The 16,830-nt window shown below is 72.6% G+C and carries 15 protein-coding genes; 11 read left to right on the forward strand and 4 right to left on the reverse strand.

Features of this window, described 5'->3' with window-relative positions:
- Positions 1-180 precede the first annotated feature (180 nt).
- A complete protein-coding gene (locus AB0F77_RS20755; protein WP_361950385.1) occupies positions 181-2,742 on the reverse strand; it encodes a SulP family inorganic anion transporter in 2,562 nt (853 codons plus the stop codon).
- Positions 2,743-3,081: 339 nt separating this feature from the next.
- Here AB0F77_RS20755 and AB0F77_RS20760 point away from each other — a divergent pair, with 339 nt between their 5' ends.
- Positions 3,082-4,350, forward strand: a complete 1,269-nt coding sequence (locus AB0F77_RS20760; protein ID WP_361950388.1) for a hypothetical protein — start codon at positions 3,082-3,084, stop codon at positions 4,348-4,350.
- Positions 4,351-4,374: 24 nt separating this feature from the next.
- Here AB0F77_RS20760 and AB0F77_RS20765 read toward each other — a convergent pair whose 3' ends face one another.
- On the reverse strand, positions 4,375-5,355 hold the full coding sequence (locus AB0F77_RS20765; RefSeq protein ID WP_361950390.1) for an ATP-binding protein: 981 nt from the start codon (positions 5,353-5,355) through the stop codon (positions 4,375-4,377).
- A gap of 99 nt (positions 5,356-5,454) precedes the next feature.
- On the opposite strand from AB0F77_RS20765, the gene AB0F77_RS20770 reads away from it, so the two are divergent.
- Positions 5,455-6,279, forward strand: a complete 825-nt coding sequence (locus tag AB0F77_RS20770) for an oxidoreductase (protein ID WP_361950393.1) — start codon at positions 5,455-5,457, stop codon at positions 6,277-6,279.
- Between the two features lie 411 nt (positions 6,280-6,690).
- Here the strand turns inward: AB0F77_RS20770 and AB0F77_RS20775 are convergent, their stop codons facing one another.
- Entirely contained in the window at positions 6,691-7,524 is an 834-nt protein-coding gene (locus AB0F77_RS20775; protein WP_361950396.1) for an HAD-IB family hydrolase, read from the reverse strand.
- Between the two features lie 582 nt (positions 7,525-8,106).
- Between AB0F77_RS20775 and ssd the strand changes: the two genes are divergently transcribed.
- The 7 genes from ssd to AB0F77_RS20810 all read left to right on the forward strand — a co-directional run bounded on the left by ssd (position 8,107) and on the right by AB0F77_RS20810 (position 13,227).
- Positions 8,107-9,210 (forward strand): septum site-determining protein Ssd, encoded by a 1,104-nt coding sequence (gene ssd / locus AB0F77_RS20780; protein ID WP_361950399.1) that lies wholly within the window; start codon positions 8,107-8,109, stop codon positions 9,208-9,210.
- On the forward strand, positions 9,207-10,454 hold the full coding sequence (locus AB0F77_RS20785; RefSeq protein ID WP_361950402.1) for a TadA family conjugal transfer-associated ATPase: 1,248 nt from the start codon (positions 9,207-9,209) through the stop codon (positions 10,452-10,454). Before ssd ends, AB0F77_RS20785 begins: the two co-directional genes overlap by 4 nt.
- Entirely contained in the window at positions 10,447-11,307 is an 861-nt protein-coding gene (locus tag AB0F77_RS20790) for a type II secretion system F family protein (RefSeq protein WP_361950745.1), read from the forward strand. Before AB0F77_RS20785 ends, AB0F77_RS20790 begins: the two co-directional genes overlap by 8 nt.
- Entirely contained in the window at positions 11,304-12,089 is a 786-nt protein-coding gene (locus tag AB0F77_RS20795; RefSeq protein ID WP_361950405.1) for a type II secretion system F family protein, read from the forward strand. Before AB0F77_RS20790 ends, AB0F77_RS20795 begins: the two co-directional genes overlap by 4 nt.
- A gap of 79 nt (positions 12,090-12,168) precedes the next feature.
- Positions 12,169-12,369 carry a DUF4244 domain-containing protein gene (locus tag AB0F77_RS20800; RefSeq protein ID WP_361950408.1) on the forward strand — a complete coding sequence of 67 codons (201 nt, stop codon included), beginning with the start codon at positions 12,169-12,171 and terminating at the stop codon, positions 12,367-12,369.
- 28 nt (positions 12,370-12,397) lie between these two features.
- On the forward strand, positions 12,398-12,736 hold the full coding sequence (locus tag AB0F77_RS20805) for a TadE family type IV pilus minor pilin (RefSeq protein WP_361950411.1): 339 nt from the start codon (positions 12,398-12,400) through the stop codon (positions 12,734-12,736).
- A gap of 119 nt (positions 12,737-12,855) precedes the next feature.
- Positions 12,856-13,227 carry an Rv3654c family TadE-like protein gene (locus tag AB0F77_RS20810; RefSeq protein ID WP_361950414.1) on the forward strand — a complete coding sequence of 124 codons (372 nt, stop codon included), beginning with the start codon at positions 12,856-12,858 and terminating at the stop codon, positions 13,225-13,227.
- A gap of 94 nt (positions 13,228-13,321) precedes the next feature.
- On the opposite strand, the gene AB0F77_RS20815 is transcribed toward AB0F77_RS20810, so the two are convergent.
- The gene (locus AB0F77_RS20815; RefSeq protein ID WP_361950417.1) at positions 13,322-15,802 is read right to left on the reverse strand and encodes a DEAD/DEAH box helicase; all 2,481 of its coding nucleotides are present in this window, start codon (positions 15,800-15,802) and stop codon (positions 13,322-13,324) included.
- A gap of 81 nt (positions 15,803-15,883) precedes the next feature.
- On the opposite strand from AB0F77_RS20815, the gene bldG reads away from it, so the two are divergent.
- Entirely contained in the window at positions 15,884-16,225 is a 342-nt protein-coding gene (gene bldG, locus AB0F77_RS20820) for an anti-sigma factor antagonist BldG (protein ID WP_010986038.1), read from the forward strand.
- A 163-nt stretch (positions 16,226-16,388) separates the two neighbouring features.
- A complete protein-coding gene (locus AB0F77_RS20825; RefSeq protein ID WP_361950420.1) occupies positions 16,389-16,826 on the forward strand; it encodes an ATP-binding protein in 438 nt (145 codons plus the stop codon).
- Positions 16,827-16,830: the final 4 nt, after the last annotated feature.

The raw sequence follows: 16,830 nt of genomic DNA on the forward strand, positions 1-16,830 counted from the left end.
GGGTCGACAGAAAATTGGTTTAGACCTGTGTGGTCGACCGGTGTCACCAGTACCCACGGACGCCGCCACCTCCGAGTTCAGCCCCAAGGCCTCGACACGCCGAGCGGAGAGGTGCCCGGCGTGTCGAGACGGCGGCCCGGCGCGGACGCCAGCGGACGCCAGTGGCCCGCAACGTGTGGCTCAGGCCGGACTCGGCACCTCTTCCACGCCCGCCACATGCTCGAACACCCGGGGCCGCTCGTCGGCCCCGCCGAGCAGATACGCCTGGGCCTCCCCGACGTGGAAGTACATGCCGTGCAGCTCCAGCTCCCCTGCCGCCAGCCCCCGTGCCACCGACTCATGGGTGCGCAGATGCTCCAACTGCTGGACCACGTTCGTCAGACAGAGCTGCTCCACCGCGTCGGCGGCGGGCCGTCCGGCCAACTGTGCCCAGGGCAGGCCGTCGTCGGCCATCCGCTCCAGGCTCGGCAGCCCGTGCCGCAGCCACCGCTCCAGCGGTGTCCGCCCCTCCCCGGGCGTGGAGTTGAGCAGCGCCTGCATGGCCCCGCAACCGGAGTGCCCGCACACCGTGACGGACCGCACCTTCAGTACGTCCACCGCGTACTCGATCGCCGCGCCCACCGAGTCGTCGCCGCTCTCCTGGCCCGGCGTCGGCACCAGGTTGCCGACGTTGCGGACGACGAAGAGGTCACCGGGACCACTGGAGGTGATCATCGAGGTGACGAGCCGAGAGTCCGCACATGTGAGGAACAGCTGGGACGGTTGCTGTCCCTCCCGGGCCAGCCGCGCCAGCTCACCCCGCACCAGTGGCGCGGTGTTGCGCTGGAACGCGCTGATCCCACGGGCGAGTTCATGACTGCCGGAGGTCTCGTCGGGGCCGGAGGCCGTGCCGACTCTTGCGCCAGTGCTGGTGCCGGAGCCGGGCCCGGAGTTGGCGCTGGCGCTGGGGCTGGTGTCCGTGTCCTTGCCGGTGTTCGGTCTCGGGTCGTCGGTGGTGCGGGTCCGAGGACGGGTGCCGGCACTTGCGTCGTCGCCGTCGCCCGGCTCCGACCCGTTCCTTGTCGAACCGCCGGACGGCATGGCGCACTGGTGGTTGCGCCACGGTGTCCACGGTCGGCAGCGGCACTCGGTCGAGGGGGCCGACTGGGTCGGCTCGGTGGTCCGTACACCGGTGCGGCAGCCGGTCAGATCGACCGTGCCGCCCTGGCCGGTGTGCGCGGTCCGCCAGTCGTGGAGCGACTCGTACGCCGCGTGGTCCATGAACGAGCCGTCCAACTCCACCACGGCAGGGGCGCCTTGGGGGATGCGGTGCAGGATCCGGCTGAGGCGGGGCACCGCCAGGAACGTCAGCTGACCTCTCACATGTACGTGATGGACTCCTCTCTTCTCCTCGTGGGTGATGCGGGTGCGGGTGAGGCGGTGGAGGGCGACGGCGACGGCCACGGCGACCCCGAGCGCCACGCCCTCCAGGACGCCCAGGAAGACCACGCCGAGTGTGGTGACGGCGTACACCAGCACTTCTCGGTGGCGGGTCACCGTGCGGATGTGGTGCAGGGACACCATCTGGATGCCGACGGCCATCACCAGGGCGGCGAGAGCGGCGAGCGGGATCAGATCCAGGATCGGGACCATCAGCAGCGCGGCGACTACTACGAGAACGCCGTGCAGCATCGTGGAGTTCCGGCTCACGGCACCCGCGTGCACATTCGCCGAGCTGCGTACCGCGACGCCGGTGACGGGCAGGCCCCCGAGCGCTCCTGACACGATGTTGGCGGCGCCCTGACCTCGTAGTTCGCGGTCCAGGTCGGAGCGTGGCACGGGCGGTCCGCCGCGGGCGGCCGCCAGTTTGTCCACGGCCACCGCGGACAGCAGCGACTCCACGCTCGCGACGAGCGTGATGGTGAGGACGGCCGCCGCGAGGCCCGCCGCCGAGCCCTCGGGCAGATGCGGCAGGGCGTGGTTGGACCAGGAGGGCAGGTCGACCCTGGCCAGGTGCAGCCCGGTGAGCGAGGCGACGGCGGTGGCCGCGGCGACGGCGACCAGGGCGGCCGGGACCTTGCGCGCGATGGTGCCGAGGCGTCCGGGCAGCCGGGGCCATGCCACCAGCACGAGCAGCGTCAGCACGCTCGCCGACACCGCGCCCGGATGCAGGTTCACCAACTGGGCGGGCAGGGCGCGGGCGTTGTCGACGACGGAGCTCTGCGGGGTGCCGCCGAGGACGATGTGCAGCTGGGCCATGGCGATCGTGACGCCGATGCCCGCGAGCATGCCGTGCACCACGGCGGGGCTCACGGCCAGCGCCGAGCGGGCCACCCGCAGCCAGCCCAGGCCGAGTTGGGCGAGACCGGCGAGCACGGTGATCGCGCACGTCGTACGCCATCCGTACTGGTGGATCAGGTCGGCGGTGACGACCGTGAGTCCCGCGGCGGGGCCGCTGACCTGGAGCGCGGAGCCGCCGAGGCGGCCGGCGACGAGGCCGCCGACGGCCGCCGCGACCAGGCCGGCCTGGAGCGGGGCGCCGGTGGCGAGGGCGATGCCGAGGGACAGCGGCAGGGCGATCAGGAAGACCGCGATGGCCGCGGACACGTCGGCACCCGCGATGTGCCACCGGCGCCGGGGCGGTCCGGCCGGGGGGCTGTGCGCGGGATGGGGGCGCTGGGCGCGCGGCGGATGGGCGGTGGGGGTTCCGGTGGATCGGGCGAGCCCGAAGAGATGGGACCGGATGGGGGCGCAGGCTGACATTTTTCCCGTCTCCTCCGGGGCAGCTCGGTCGAGGAAGGGGGGTGTTCTCCCCGTCGACGACGGGGGCGGGCGCGGCCGTGGAACACGGCACGCGGCGGCGGGATGAATCAACGCTCGGTAAACGAATCGTAATGCAGAGTAAAGGCCAAGCATGGATTTTTGGCGCAAATGGTGCAGTAGTTCACCCCATGAGGTGAAGTGCGCATTTCATCGGCTTGTCGTACTAACTCCTTCTCGACCTCGTGCGATCTTGGCGGCGCTGTCGGCATCAATCCGGCACTTCATCACAGAACGCCCTCATCGGCGTTTGCCTGAGAGAAGGAAGAAGGTGGGCGGAACATGGCCGCCACCAAGAGGATCGCCGCGGGCGCCATGGCAGCCGCGGCCTGTGCCGCCTCACTCGCCGGATGCGCGACCGGCTCCAGCGGGTCTGGGGAGGGAGCGTCCGGTCCGCAGAAGGGGGCCGCGGCGCCCCCGAAGAGCATTGTCCGTCTGATCGGCGACGGCTCCACCGCCTACACCGGCGCGCAGCCGCACCTGCCCAAGCCCAAGAAGCTGAAGCCCGGTGAGAAGCCCCCGCAGTTCGTGGTCTTCTCATGGGACGGCGCGGGCGAGGACAGCCAGAAGCTGTTCTCCCACTTCCGCAAGGTCGCCAAGGCCAACAACGCGACCATGACGTACTTCCTCAGCGGCGTGTACATGCTGCCGGAGGAGAAGCGTGACCTCTACCACCCTCCGCAGCACTCACCGGGCCGCTCGGAGATCGGCTTCAACGACCAGAAGGGCATCTCCGACACCGCCCAGCAGCTGCGGCTCGCCTGGCTGGAGGGCAACGAGATCGGCACCCACTTCAACGGCCACTTCTGCGGTGCCGAAGGAGGGGTCGGCGAGTGGTCCGTGGACGACTGGAAGAGCGAGATCACCCAGGCCAAGCAGTTCGTGAAGACCTGGAAGACCAACAGCGGCCTGTCGAAGGCCGCGCCGCTGCCCTTCGACTACGACAAGGAGCTCGTCGGCGCCCGCACCCCCTGCCTGGAAGGGCAGAAGAACTTCATGAAGGCGGCCCGCGACCTGGGCTTCCGCTATGACACGAGCGGCGTCAACGACCAGGTCTGGCCCAAGAAGAAGGAGGGCCTGTGGGATCTGTCGATGCAGCTCGTGCCCTTCCCCGGGCACACCTACGAGCAGCTGACCATGGACTACAACTTCATGGTCAACCAGTCCGGCACCTCGACCCAGGGTGACCCCGACAAGTACGACTACTGGGGTGACCAGATGCGGGACGGCCTGCTCAAGGGCTTCTACCGCGCCTATGACGGCAACCGCGCCCCGTTGGTCGTCGGCAACCACTTCGAGTCCTGGAACGGCGGCACCTACATGCGTGCCATCGACGACGTCGTCCAGGAGGTGTGCACCAAGCCCGAGGTGCGCTGTGTGTCCTTCCGTCAGCTCGCCGACTGGCTGGACGCCCAGGACCCGCAGACCCTGGCCAAGCTGCGCGGTCTGAATGTGGGCGAGGCGCCCAAGCAGGGCTGGGCGTCCTTCCTGTCGGGCGAGCCGGCCCCGGCCCCGAAGGGGGTGCCGGGAGCGCCGGCCGTCAGGCAGTAGCCGCGCCCCGTCGGCCGTAGCCCCTCAGGCGGGGGCGCCGACGCCTTCGCCGAGGACGAACCCGGGGTCGATCTGCGCGGACAGGTCGGCCCCGGTCCGTTCGTTGCCCCAGGACTGGGCGTTCTTCAGATGGAAGTGCACCATCTGGCGGGTGTAGCGCTCCCAGTCCCGCAGTTCGTACGTGGCGTCGGCGGCGACCCGCAGCTGCCGCAGGGCGCTGTGGCCGGCCTCCTCCAGGAGTTCGAACCGCGGCGGCCGGCCCTTCTCCATCGAGCGCACCCAGTCCGACTGCCCGACCGTCACGAGCAGGTCGTCCCCGACCTCCGCGCGGAGGAAGTCGATGTCGTCCTGTCCCTGCACCTTGTTGCCGACGACCTTGAGGACGACCCCGAAGTCGCGGGCGTACTCCTTGTACTGGCGGTAGACGGAGACCCCCTTCCGGGTCGGCTCGGCCACGAGGAACGTGATGTCGAAGCGGGTGAACATGCCGGAGGCGAAGGAGTCGGAGCCGGCGGTCATGTCGACCACCACGTACTCGTCGCGGCCGTCGACCAGGTGGTTGAGGTACAGCTCCACCGCGCCCGTCTTGGAGTGGTAGCAGGCGACTCCCAGGTCGGCGTCCGTGAAGGGGCCGGTGACCATCAAACGGATGGCGCCGCCGTCGAGTTCCACCGGACGGGAGCAGGCGTCGTAGACCGGGCTGGGCTCCCGCACCCGCACCAGCCGCGAGCCCTCGCCGGGCGGGGTCGTCTTGATCATCGTCGCCGCGGAGGCGATGCGGGGGTTCCCACCGCGCAGGTAGTCCTTGATCAGCGTGAGCTGTTCGCCCATCGCGGGGACGGCGGCCGCCTCCTTGTCGTCCAGACCGAGGGCGGCTCCCAGGTGCTGGTTGATGTCGGCGTCGATCGCGACGACCGGGGTGCCGGCGGCCGCGAGATGGCGGATGAAGAGGGAGGAGAGCGTGGTCTTTCCGCTGCCGCCCTTTCCGACGAAAGCAATTCTCATATTCGCGAACGGTAGTCAATCGATAGCTGTACGTGTCAGGAGGAGTGAACAAGACCACTCCTTCGTGGGGCGGACCGCCGGGTGCGTAGGGTCGTACTCATGAGTACGACAGGTGCAACCGCCGATCCGCTCGCGGCCCTGGGCGCGCTGCCCGGCGTGGCCGAGCCCGTGGAGTCCGTACGCAAGGCAGTGGACCGGGTCTACGGGCACCGGATCATGCAGCGCCGCAGCAACGAGATCACCTCCGAGGCGGCCCTGCGCGGCGCCCGGGGCTCCGCCGCGCTGTCCGGCGCCGACTGGGCGCTGGAGGAGGTGCGTCGCCGCACCGACTTCGGCGTGGACGACGAGGCGCGTGTCGTGGGCGCGGCGCTGCGGCTGACCGCCGAGGCGGGTCAACTGCTGTCCGTCTGGCGGCAGTCACCCCTGCGGGTGCTGGCCCGGCTGCATCTCGTGGCCGCCGCGCACGGGGCGGACGAGGTCGGCCGGCCCCGGCTCCGCGGCGAGGCGGTCGACGAACCGCTGGTCGAACTGCCGTTGCCCGACGCGGACGAGGTGTCCGGCCGGCTCGACGGCCTGTCGCAGCTGATCGTCGCCGGAAGTGCCGCGCCCGCGCTGGTGACGGCGGCCGTCGTGCACGGCGAACTGCTCGCGCTGCGCCCCTTCGCGTCCCACAACGGACTGGTCGCGCGCGCGGCCGGACGGATCGTGCTCATCGGCAGCGGCCTCGACCCGAAGTCGGTCTGCCCCGCCGAGGTGGGACACGCCGAGCAGGGGCGCGCGGCCTATCTGGCCGCGCTCGACGGTTATGTCTCCGGTACTCCGGAGGGCATGGCGGCCTGGATCGCCCACTGCGGCAGAGCGGTCGAACTGGGCGCGCGCGAGTCGACGGCGGTGTGCGAGGCGCTCCAGCGCGGCGCGGCCTGAGGGCCGCGACGGGGGGAACGCCTCTCGCACGCCTCCCGTTCCAGGAGGCGGGAAAAGAAATGCGGCGGTACGAGTATTCGTACCGCCGCTGGCATGTCCACCGGGTTACCAAGCGTCCTCGATATTCTGCCCATCAGGTCGGGAACTTCGCCCGTCCCTGGTGCGGCTGGCCCGTAATCGACGGGTCGACGTCGCGTGGGTGCCCGGTGTCCATGCGGGGTCCGTGGGGCCAAATGCGTTTTAAAGGTGATCCTCTCGGATGTCCTTCGGTCTCGCGGGCCGCTGAGTCCTTTGTACTGCAAGCCCGGAGCGAGCGAAACCCCTGCCCATCGTTCTTTACTTTTAGGTTCAAACAGGTCATAAACGGGTGCCGGTGTCCCGCGCGGGCCGGTGGAACCGGCGGAAGTCGACTCAGGCGACCGAACCGCGGCGCCGGCTCGCATACCAGACGAGCCCCGCCGTGGCCGCCGCCGCTCCTATGGCCGCCGCCGCGACGAGCACCGGGCGGGACGGCGTCGAGAGCGTGGGCAGCCGCTGCTTGAGCCGCACCGGCCGGTGGAAGTCGAGGATCGGCCACCCGCGCGCGAGGGCCTCGCGGCGCAGCGCGCGGTCCGGGTTCACGGCGTGCGGATGTCCGACGACCCCGAGCATCGGCAGATCGGTGGCCGAATCGCTGTAGGCGTAACAGCGGTCGAGGTCATACCCCTCGGAGGCGGCCAGTTCCTTGATCGCCTCGGCCTTCGTCGGGCCGTACGCGTAGTACTCCACCTCTCCGGTGAAGCAGCCGTCGTCACCCACGACCAGGCGGGTGGCCACCACGCGGTCGGCGCCGAGCAGCTCGCCGATCGGCTCGACCACCTCCGCGCCCGACGTGGACACGATCACCACGTCACGTCCGGCCATGTGGTGCTGCTCGATGAGGGAGGCCGCCTCGTCGTAGATGATCGGGTCGATCAGGTCGTGCAGGGTCTCGGCGACGATCTCCTTCACCTGCTGGACGTTCCAGCCGCGGCAGAGGGTGGACAGGTACTCGCGCATGCGCTCCATCTGGTCGTGGTCCATGCCGCCGACCAGGAAGACGAACTGGGCATATGCGGTGCGCAAGGCGGCCCTGCGGTTGATCAGCCCGCCTTGGTAGAACGACTTGCTGAACGTGAGCGTGCTCGACTTCGCAATGACCGTCTTGTCCAAGTCGAAGAAGGCGGCTGTGCGGGGCAAGGAGTGGTTTTCCACGACCCTGAGCATAGGCGCCCACCATTCGGCGTAAGGTGGCGCGTGTGGGTTTGCCTGAGAGGGCTCTCGGGTACACCATGGAAGTCACGGATCGTTCGCGACCGTGCTAACCCGGCCCGACTCCTCCCCCCCCGAGTCGGCCGTGGGGACGACCCCCGCTCTCCCCCCCGGCGGGGGTCGTCGCATGTCCGGGTGGGTTTTCTGCTTCTCCAGGCGGTTGCCGTGCCGTGACGGGACGGTTTCGACCGCTGCTTCGCCCTGCCCATGATCTGTGACTGTCCGTAGTCGTCGGACTGCTCTGCGGAAGTCGCACACGGGCCGCCGCGCGCCTCGCCGGTATGAGCGACAGCGATATTCACAACCGCTGAGTTGTCCACAGTTATCGACCAAGATCCACATGATTTCCGGGATCGCTGCACCGTGATTCCACGCGCTCCGGCCGCCGCGAGTTCATGGCCGGTTCCGATTGCCAGGGCGCGTATGGCCGGTTCGTATCGGCCGTTCATATGGAGGCCGGTTGCCGGTTCTTCACATGTTCGGGAATCGCGTGGCCCCGGAGTGCCGCGCGCAAGAAGCAGCGAAGGGGGAACACACATGGCCGGAACTGTCACCCGTGATCCGTCGCCCGCCACCGCGGGCCGGCCCGGAAGGCCGCTCATCGTCACCGAGGATCCCCGGCTCCTCGACGACCTGCTGCGCCTGTGCGCGGCGGCCGGCGCCACGCCCGAGGTCCACCACGGACTGCCGGAACGCGGCGGGGGCTGGGAGGCGGCGCCCCTCGTCCTGGTCGGCGACGACGCGGCACGCCGGGTGCGGGCGGCGGCGCGCAGAAGGGGAGTGGTCCTGGTCGGCCGCGACCAGGACGACCCCGACGTCTGGAAACGCGCCGTTCAGATCGGCGCCGACCACGTCCTGATGCTGCCCGACGGGGAGCAGTGGCTCGTCGACCGCATCGCCGACGTCGCCGAGGGCGTCGGCCGGCCGGCGCTCACCGTCGGAGTCGTCGGCGGACGTGGTGGGGCCGGTGCCTCCACCCTGGCCTGCGCGCTCGCCGTCACCTCCGCGCGGGAGGGACTGCGGACCCTGCTCGTGGACGCCGATCCGCTCGGCGGCGGACTCGACGTGCTGCTCGGCGGGGAGACCGCCGAGGGACTGCGCTGGCCCGCCTTCGCCGCCTCGCGCGGCCGGGTCGGCGGCGGCGCCCTGGAGGAGTCGCTGCCCGAACTGCACTCCCTGCGGGTGCTCAGCTGGGACCGGGGCGACTGTGTGTCCGTTCCCGCCCAGGCGGTGCGGGCCGTCCTGGCCGCAGCCCGGCGGCGCGGCGGCACGGTCGTCGTCGATCTGCCCCGGCGCCTGGACGAGGGCGTCGCCGAGGCGCTGGCCCAGCTCGACCTCGCCCTGCTCGTCGTCCCCGCCGAGCTGCGCGCCGTCGCGGCGGCCGGACGGGTGGCGTCGGCCGTCGGCATGGTGGTGCGCGACCTGCGCGTGGCGGTCCGCGGGCCGTACACGGCCGGTCTGGACGACCGCGAGGTGGCCCGGCTGCTCGGCCTTCCCCTGGTCGGTGAAGTGCCCGTCGAATCCGGGCTGTCGAGGCCGCACGAGAGCGGCCGACCGCCCGGCGCGGCGGCCCGCGGACCGCTCGCCCGCTTCTGCAAGGACTTCTGGGAGCGGACGCTCGTCGAGGCGGGTGGCGTATGAACGCGTTCCCCACGACCGGCACACAGGACGGCCCCGCGCTGCTGGACGGCGTACGGCGGTGGCTGGCCGAGAGCGGCGCCGAACCGACACCCGCGCGGGTGGCGCAGGCGCTGCGTGAACAGGGGCGCGTGCTCGGGGACGCCGAGGTCCTCGGCGCGGCCGAGCGGCTGCGCTCCGAACTCGTCGGCAGCGGGCCGCTGGAGCCGCTGCTCGCCGACCCCTCGGTGACCGACGTCCTGGTGTCCGCGCCGGACCGCGTGTGGGTCGACCGGGGCGGCGGACTCGAACTGACCCCGGTCACCTTCCCCGACGCGGCGGCCGTGCGGAGGCTCGCGCAGCGCCTGGCCGCGGTGGCCGGACGACGGCTCGACGACGCGCGTCCGTGGGCCGACGCCCGGCTGCCCGACGGCACCCGGCTGCACGCCGTGCTGCCCCCGGTGGCGGTCGGCAGCACCTGTCTGTCCCTGCGGGTCGTACGGCCCCGGGCGTTCACGCTCGATGAACTGGTGGCGGCAGGCACGGTGCCGCCCGGTGGCGACCGCGTGCTGCGCGCGCTGCTGGACGCGCGGCTGTCGTTCCTCGTCAGCGGCGGGACGGGCTGCGGCAAGACGACCCTGCTGAGCGCGCTGCTCGGGCTGGTCGGGCCGGGGGAGCGGATTGTGCTCGCGGAGGACTCGGCGGAGTTGCGGCCCGACCATCCGCACGTGGTCCGGCTGGAGACCAGACCCGCCAACCAGGAGGGCGCGGGCCTGGTGACCCTGGAGGACCTGGTGCGGCAGGCGCTCAGGATGCGGCCCGACCGGCTGGTCGTCGGCGAGGTGCGCGGCCCCGAGGTGGTGCATCTCCTGGCCGCGCTCAACACCGGCCACGAGGGCGGCTGCGGCACGGTCCACGCCAACGCGGCGGCCGATGTCCCAGCACGGCTGGAGGCGCTGGGCACGGCGGCCGGACTCGACCGGGCGGCCCTGCACAGCCAGTTGGCGGCGGCCCTGTCGGTGGTCCTGCACCTCGTGCGGGACCGGAAGGGGCGCAGACGGATCGCCGAGGTGCATGTGCTGGAACGGGACGCCTCGGGCCTTGTACGGACCGTTCCGGCGCTGCGGTGGGGCGCACGGGAGTTCGTGCGGGAGCGGGGCTGGGAGCGGCTGCGCGGGCTGCTCGACGGGCCGCGGGCACCGGAGGCGGCGCACCGGGCGCCGGACGCGGAGGCGACGAGGGGCGGAGGCGGTGAGCGGCATGGGTGAGGCGGTGATGGGTGCCGCGGTGGTGTGCGTCGGCGCGGCCGTGTGGCTGACGGGCGGGCGGCAGCACGGGGCGCGGAGGGCGCGGCTGCTGCTCGCGGGCGGCGGGGTCGTTGGGGCAGGACCCCCGCATTGGGAGCGGGGTGTCGGTGAACTGCGGCGCTGGTGCGGCCGGTTGCGGGGTGAGTGGTGGGCGGTCGTCGCCGGGGCGGTGCTCGCGGTGCTGGGCGGCTCGGTGATTCCGGTCGTCGCGGGGGCGGCCGGGGTGCCGGTGCTGCGCCGGGTCCGGCTCTCCCGGGAGTTGCGGCGGACCCGGGAAGCGCGTGGTGACGCGGTGATCGCCCTGTGCGGGGCGCTCGCCGGGGAGGTGCGCTCCGGACGCCAGCCGGGCGAGGCGCTGTTACGGGCGGCCCGGGACACGGGCGGGCTCGGGGAGACCCAGGGCGCGGTGGTCGCGGCGGCGCGGTTCGGCGGGGACGTGCCGGGCGCGCTGGCCGCGGCGGCCGGACAACCGGGTGCGGAAGGGCTGCGGGGGCTCGCCGCGTGCTGGCGGGTGGCCGTCGACCAGGGCGCCGGGCTCGCGGCCGGACTCGACCGGCTCGACGCGGCCTTGCGAACGGAGCGGGACCAACGGGCCGACCTGCGCGCCCAGTTGGCCGGTGCCCGGGCGACCGCGGTGATGCTCGCGGGACTGCCCGTGCTGGGCCTGCTGCTCGGTACGGCCATGGGCGCCGACCCGCTGCACGTGCTGCTGCACAGCGGCGCCGGACTGGGCTGTCTGGTGGTCGGAGGCGTCCTCGAAGGAGCCGGGATGTGGTGGGTCACACGGATCGTGCGGGGAGCTGAGGCGGCATGAGCGCCGAGGTTTTCCACAGGCTGGGGGCGGCCGCGGCGATCGGTGCGATTCTGGTGTGGCTCGCCCTCCGGCTGGCGGATCTCCGGGTCCGGCGGCTGGCCCGACGGCGGTTGACCGGACTGCTGACGGTGGAGGAACCGGTCGCTCGCCCGCCCTTGGTGGCGCCGGACACCGTGCGGCGGTGGGCGCCCGTGGCCGGCGCGGTGTGTGCCGGGTGGGTGCTGATCGGCGGGGTCGTCGGGGTCGTGGTGGGCGCGGCCGTCGCGGCGGGGCTGTGGCGCCGGCGGCGGAGACAGGGCGAGGCGAGCCGAGCGGAGGAGTTCGACGCCACCGAGGCCGCGCGCCAACTCCCCCTCGCCGCCGATCTGCTGGCCGCCTGCATCGCGGCCGGAGCCGGTCCGGTGCTCGCCGCGCAGGCCGTGGGCGAGGCACTTGGAGGGCCCGTCGGGGAGCGGCTCGCGCGGGGCGCCGCCGAGGTGCGGCTCGGCGGTGAACCGGGTGACGCCTGGCGGAGGTTGGCCGCCCTGCCCGGTGCCGGCGCGCTGGCGCGGCTGCTGCTGCGGGCCGACGAGTCCGGGCTTCCGGCGGCCGGTCCCGTGGCGCGGCTCGCGGCTGACGCCCGCGCGGAGTGGGCGAGGGCAGCGACGGCACGGGCACGCCGGGCGGCCGTCATGGTCACCGCGCCGGTCGGACTGTGCTTCCTGCCCGCGTTCATCGCGGTCGGCATCCTGCCCGTGGTGATCGGGCTGGCGGGCGGCGTGGTGGCAGGAGGCGGTCGCTGAGCGGGACACGGACCGGACGGCGTGAGCAACAGATTTGACGACGATCGAGAACAGGCGATTGAGGACAAAGGGAGTTGAGATGGTCGAGAAGGTCAGGAAGGCGCGTGCGCGGCTGGGAGCACTGCGGCGCAGGGACGCGGGGATGGTGACGTCCGAGTACGCCATGGGGATCGTCGCCGCGGTGGGCTTCGCGTTGCTGCTGTACGAGGTCGTGACGAGCGGGCAGGTCCGCTCGGAGCTCCAGGGCATCGTGAAGCGGGCGCTCAGTGCGCGGATGTGAGAGGCGGGGGCGGCGCGACGCGGGGTTCGTGACCGCGGAGGCGGCCGTGGTGCTGCCCGTGCTGGTGGCGTTCACGATGGCACTGGTCTGGGGGCTGTTCGCGGTGGTCGCCCAGATCCAGTGCGTGGACGCCGCCAGGGCGGGCGCGCGGGCGGCGGCCCGGCAGGACCCGGCCGACGCGGTGCGGGAGATCGCCCGGGAGGCGGCACCCGCGGGAGCGAGGATCACCATCGCCCGGGAGGGGGACCAGGTCCGGGTCACGGTGGTGGCGAGGCCGCCGATGCTCGGCGCCCTCCCCCTGGAGCTCAGGGAGGAGGCCGTGGCGGCGGCGGAGGAGACGGTGGGGACCCGGGAGGAGGGACTGTGAGCCGGTGGACGGTCCAGGGCCCGGGGCGCTCGCGGAGCCGGGGCGCATGGCCTCGCTTCCGCTGCCTCTGGCGCTTCCATCACTCGAACGGGCGATTCTCCGACCGGGGATCCGCCACGGTGTGGAGCATCGGGGCCATCGGGCTGCTGTGTGTGGTCTTCGGTGTGGTGCTCGCGCTGGGGCAGTCCGTGGTGGTCCGGCACCGGGCGGCCGGCGGCGCGGATCTCGCGGCGCTCGCCGCGGCGGACCACTGGGCCGAGGGCACGGAGGCGGCCTGCGCCCGCGCCGAGCGGGTGGCGGCGGCGCAGGGGACACGGCTGGCGCGGTGCGCGGTCGTGGGCGAGATCTCCGACGTGACGGCGTCGGCGGGCGGCGGCCCCTTCACGACGGAGGTCCGGGCCCGCGCCGGCCCGGCGGGCCCGGTGCCCCAGGACCCACCCCGGGCCCCGTCGGGGACGTCCGAACCGCTCGGAGGCGCCCGGGACCGATAGCCGAAGCGAACGTGCCCGGCCGACCACGGGGTGGGCCCGCCCCGGCCGACCCACCCTGCTCACCCCGCCCCGGTCGGCACGCCCGGCGCCCCGCCTACCGGTCCGACACCTCCGCCTCCCGCTTCTCCTCCGGCGCCTCCCGCAGCAGCACCGAGAGGAGGCGCACCGCGCCCCTCTTGTGCAAGGGATCGTTGCCGTTGCCGCACTTGGGGGACTGGATGCAGGACGGGCAGCCGGCGTCGCACTCGCAGGCGGCGATGGCCTCACGGGTGGCGGAGAGCCAGGCACGGGCCGTGTGGAAGGCGCGCTCCGCGAAGCCCGCGCCGCCGGGATGGCCGTCGTACACGAAGACCGTCGGGAGGAGGGTGTCCGGGTGCAGCGGGACCGAGACGCCGCCGATGTCCCAGCGGTCGCAGGTCGCGAAGAGGGGCAGCATGCCGATCGAGGCGTGTTCGGCGGCGTGCAGGGCGCCGCCGAGGATCTCCGGATTGATCCGGGCCTCGTCGAGCTGGTCCTCGGTGACCGTCCACCACACCGCGCGGGTGCGCAGCGTCCGCGGTGGGAGGTCGAGCTTGGCCTCGCCCAGCACCTCGCCCGTGATGACACGTCGACGCAGGAAGGAGACGACCTGGTTGGTGACCTCGACCGAGCCGTAGCACAGACGCCCCGAGCCCCAGGGGATCTCGATGTCCGTCTCCAGGACGGAGATCGACGTGGTGTCGCGGGCGACCGTCGAATACGGCGGGTTCGCCTGCTCGACCAGGGCGACCGAGTCCTCCAGGTCGAGCGAGCGCACCAGGTAGGTGCGGCCCTGGTGCAGATGGACCGCTCCCTCGTGCACCGCGGAGTGCGCGGCGCCCTCGTCCACCGTGCCCAGCAGCCGCCCCGTGCTCGCCTCCACGACCTGCACCGGACGCCCGCCCCCGCCGCGGATGTCGGTCAGGTCGGCGGCCCGCTCGCGGCGCGTCCAGTGCCAGGCCCGGGTGCGGCGGCGCAGCAGCTTCGCGGCCTCCAGCTGGGGCAGCACGGCCGCGGCGCCGGGGCCGAAGAGGTCCAGGTCCTCCTCGGTCAGCGGCAGCTCCGCGGCGGCGGCGCACAGGTGCGGGGCGAGGACGTAGGGGTTGTCGGGGTCGAGGACCGTGGACTCCACGGGCTGCTGGAACAGGGCCTCGGGATGGTGGACCAGGAAGGTGTCCAGCGGGTCGTCGCGGGCGACCAGTACGGCGAGGGCGCCCCCGCCGGAGCGGCCCGCGCGGCCCGCCTGCTGCCACAGGGAGGCGCGGGTGCCCGGATAGCCGGCTATCAGCACAGCGTCCAGGCCCGAGACGTCCACGCCCAGCTCCAGGGCGGTCGTGGCGGCGAGGCCCAGGAGTTCGCCGGAGTGCAGGGCGCGCTCCAGGGCGCGGCGTTCCTCCGGGAGGTAGCCGCCGCGGTAGGCGGCCACGCGCCGGGCCAGGGAGCGGTCGACCTCGGCGAGTCGTTCCTGCGCGATGACCGAGATCAGTTCGGCGCCGCGCCGGGAGCGCACGAAGGCGACCGAGCGCACGCCCTGCACGGCGAGGTCGGTCAGCAGGTCGGCGGTCTCGGCGGTGGCGGTGCGGCGGACGGGGGCGCCCTTCTCGCCGTGCAGCTCCGTGAGCGGCGGCTCCCAGAGCGCGAACACCAGTTCACCGCGGGGGGAGGCGTCGTCGGCGACCTCGACCACCGGGAGCCCGGTGAGCCGGCGGGCGGCCACGGCGGGCTCGGCGGCGGTCGCCGAGGCCAGCAGGAACACCGGCGCCGCGCCGTAGCGCGCGCAGAGCCGGCGCAGTCGGCGCAGCACCTGGGCGACGTGCGAGCCGAAGACGCCCCGGTAGGTGTGGCACTCGTCGATCACGACGTACTTGAGCGACTTCAGGAAGGAGGACCAGCGGGGGTGGGACGGGAGTATGCCCCGGTGCAGCATGTCGGGGTTGGTGAGGACGTAGTTGGCGTACTGGCGGATCCACTCGCGTTCCTCGAACGGCGTGTCGCCGTCGTAGACGGCGGGGCGCACCGAATGGCCCAGCGGTTGTGAAAGTTCCTTCACGGCTCGCTGCTGGTCGGCCGCGAGGGCCTTGGTGGGGGCGAGGTAGAGGGCGGTGGCGCCCCGCCCGTTCGGGGCCTCGGAGCCGTCCAGGAGCGCGGAGAGGACCGGGACGAGGTACGCCAGGGACTTGCCGGAGGCGGTGCCCGTGGCGACCACGACCGAGTCGCCGTCGAGGGCGTGCTCGGCGGCGCGTGCCTGGTGGGCCCAGGGATCGGTGATTCCGGCCGACTGGACGGCCGCGATCACCTCCGCGCGGATCCGGTCGGGCCAGACGGCATGGCGGCCCTCCCGCGGGGGCAAGTGCTCCGTATGAGTGATGCGCGAGGTCCGGCTCGGTCCCGAGGCGAGCCGGTCCAGCACCGGGCCCGGGGAGAAGCCGGGCGCGGCGTCCGTCGGGTTCCGATCGGATCGGTGATTCTTGGCCATCGGCACCGAGTGTGTCACCGGCGTGACGGACAATGGGGCCAAGGCGTCGTGCACGCCTGCCGGTAAGTGATTGAATGCCATCGCGGCTGGCGATCCGTCTTGGGACCGTGAGCCGAGGTGTCCCGAGGGGCGACCGCTCGATAGCAAGGTGCTGGAGGATCCGTGGACCTGTCCCTGTCGACCCGTACCGTCGGCGATCGTACGGTCGTCGAGGTCGGTGGCGAAATCGACGTATATACCGCGCCCAAGTTGCGCGAGCAGCTGGTCGAGCTGGTGAACGACGGGAATTTCCACCTCGTCGTCGACATGGAGGGCGTGGACTTCCTCGACTCCACCGGGCTCGGCGTGCTGGTCGGCGGCCTGAAGCGTGTGCGTGCCCATGAGGGCTCCCTGCGCCTGGTCTGCAACCAGGAGCGCATTCTGAAGATCTTCCGCATCACCGGTCTCACCAAGGTGTTCCCCATCCACACCTCGGTCGAGGAAGCAGTGGCGGCCACCGACTGATCCCGGGCCCGCCGACCGAACCCGGACCGCCGACCGGTCCGAGCCGGCGGTCGGGCCCTGCCCCGGGCCCAAGGGTCCGGGGCCTCGAAGTTCATCCAGGGGAGGTCAGGTCTTTCGGCTGCCCGGCTCCCCGACAGCACGCCCGTTGTTCCGAGGGGGATGCATGGCCACCGTCGAACTCCGCTTCAGCGCGCTGCCCGAGCACGTCAGGACCGCCCGGCTGGTGGCGGCAGCGGTGGCGCGCAGGGCCGGAGTGGACGAGGCCGTCCTCGACGAGGTGCGCCTCGCCGTCGGCGAGGCGTGCTCACGCGCCGTCGGACTGCACCAGAGCGCCGGCATCACCTCGCCGGTGAAGGTGCTGCTGATCGAGGAGGAGAAGCAGTTCTCCATCGAGGTCGGCGACGAGGCTCCCCGTTCGGCCCCGGGCGACCGGGCTCCCGGCGCCGCCGACGACACGGACGCGGAGACCGAGGAGGACGAGATGGGCCTCGCGGTCATCAGCGGCCTCGTCGACGACGTGGAGGTCACCGCGGGAGAGCACGGCGGTCAGATCCGTATGACCTGGCCGACGACCCCGCCCGCCGCGGCCCCGCTGACCTGATCCA

Origin of the sequence: Streptomyces sp. NPDC026672, assembly GCF_040638185.1 — a bacterium.
GTDB lineage: Bacteria > Actinomycetota > Actinomycetes > Streptomycetales > Streptomycetaceae > Streptomyces.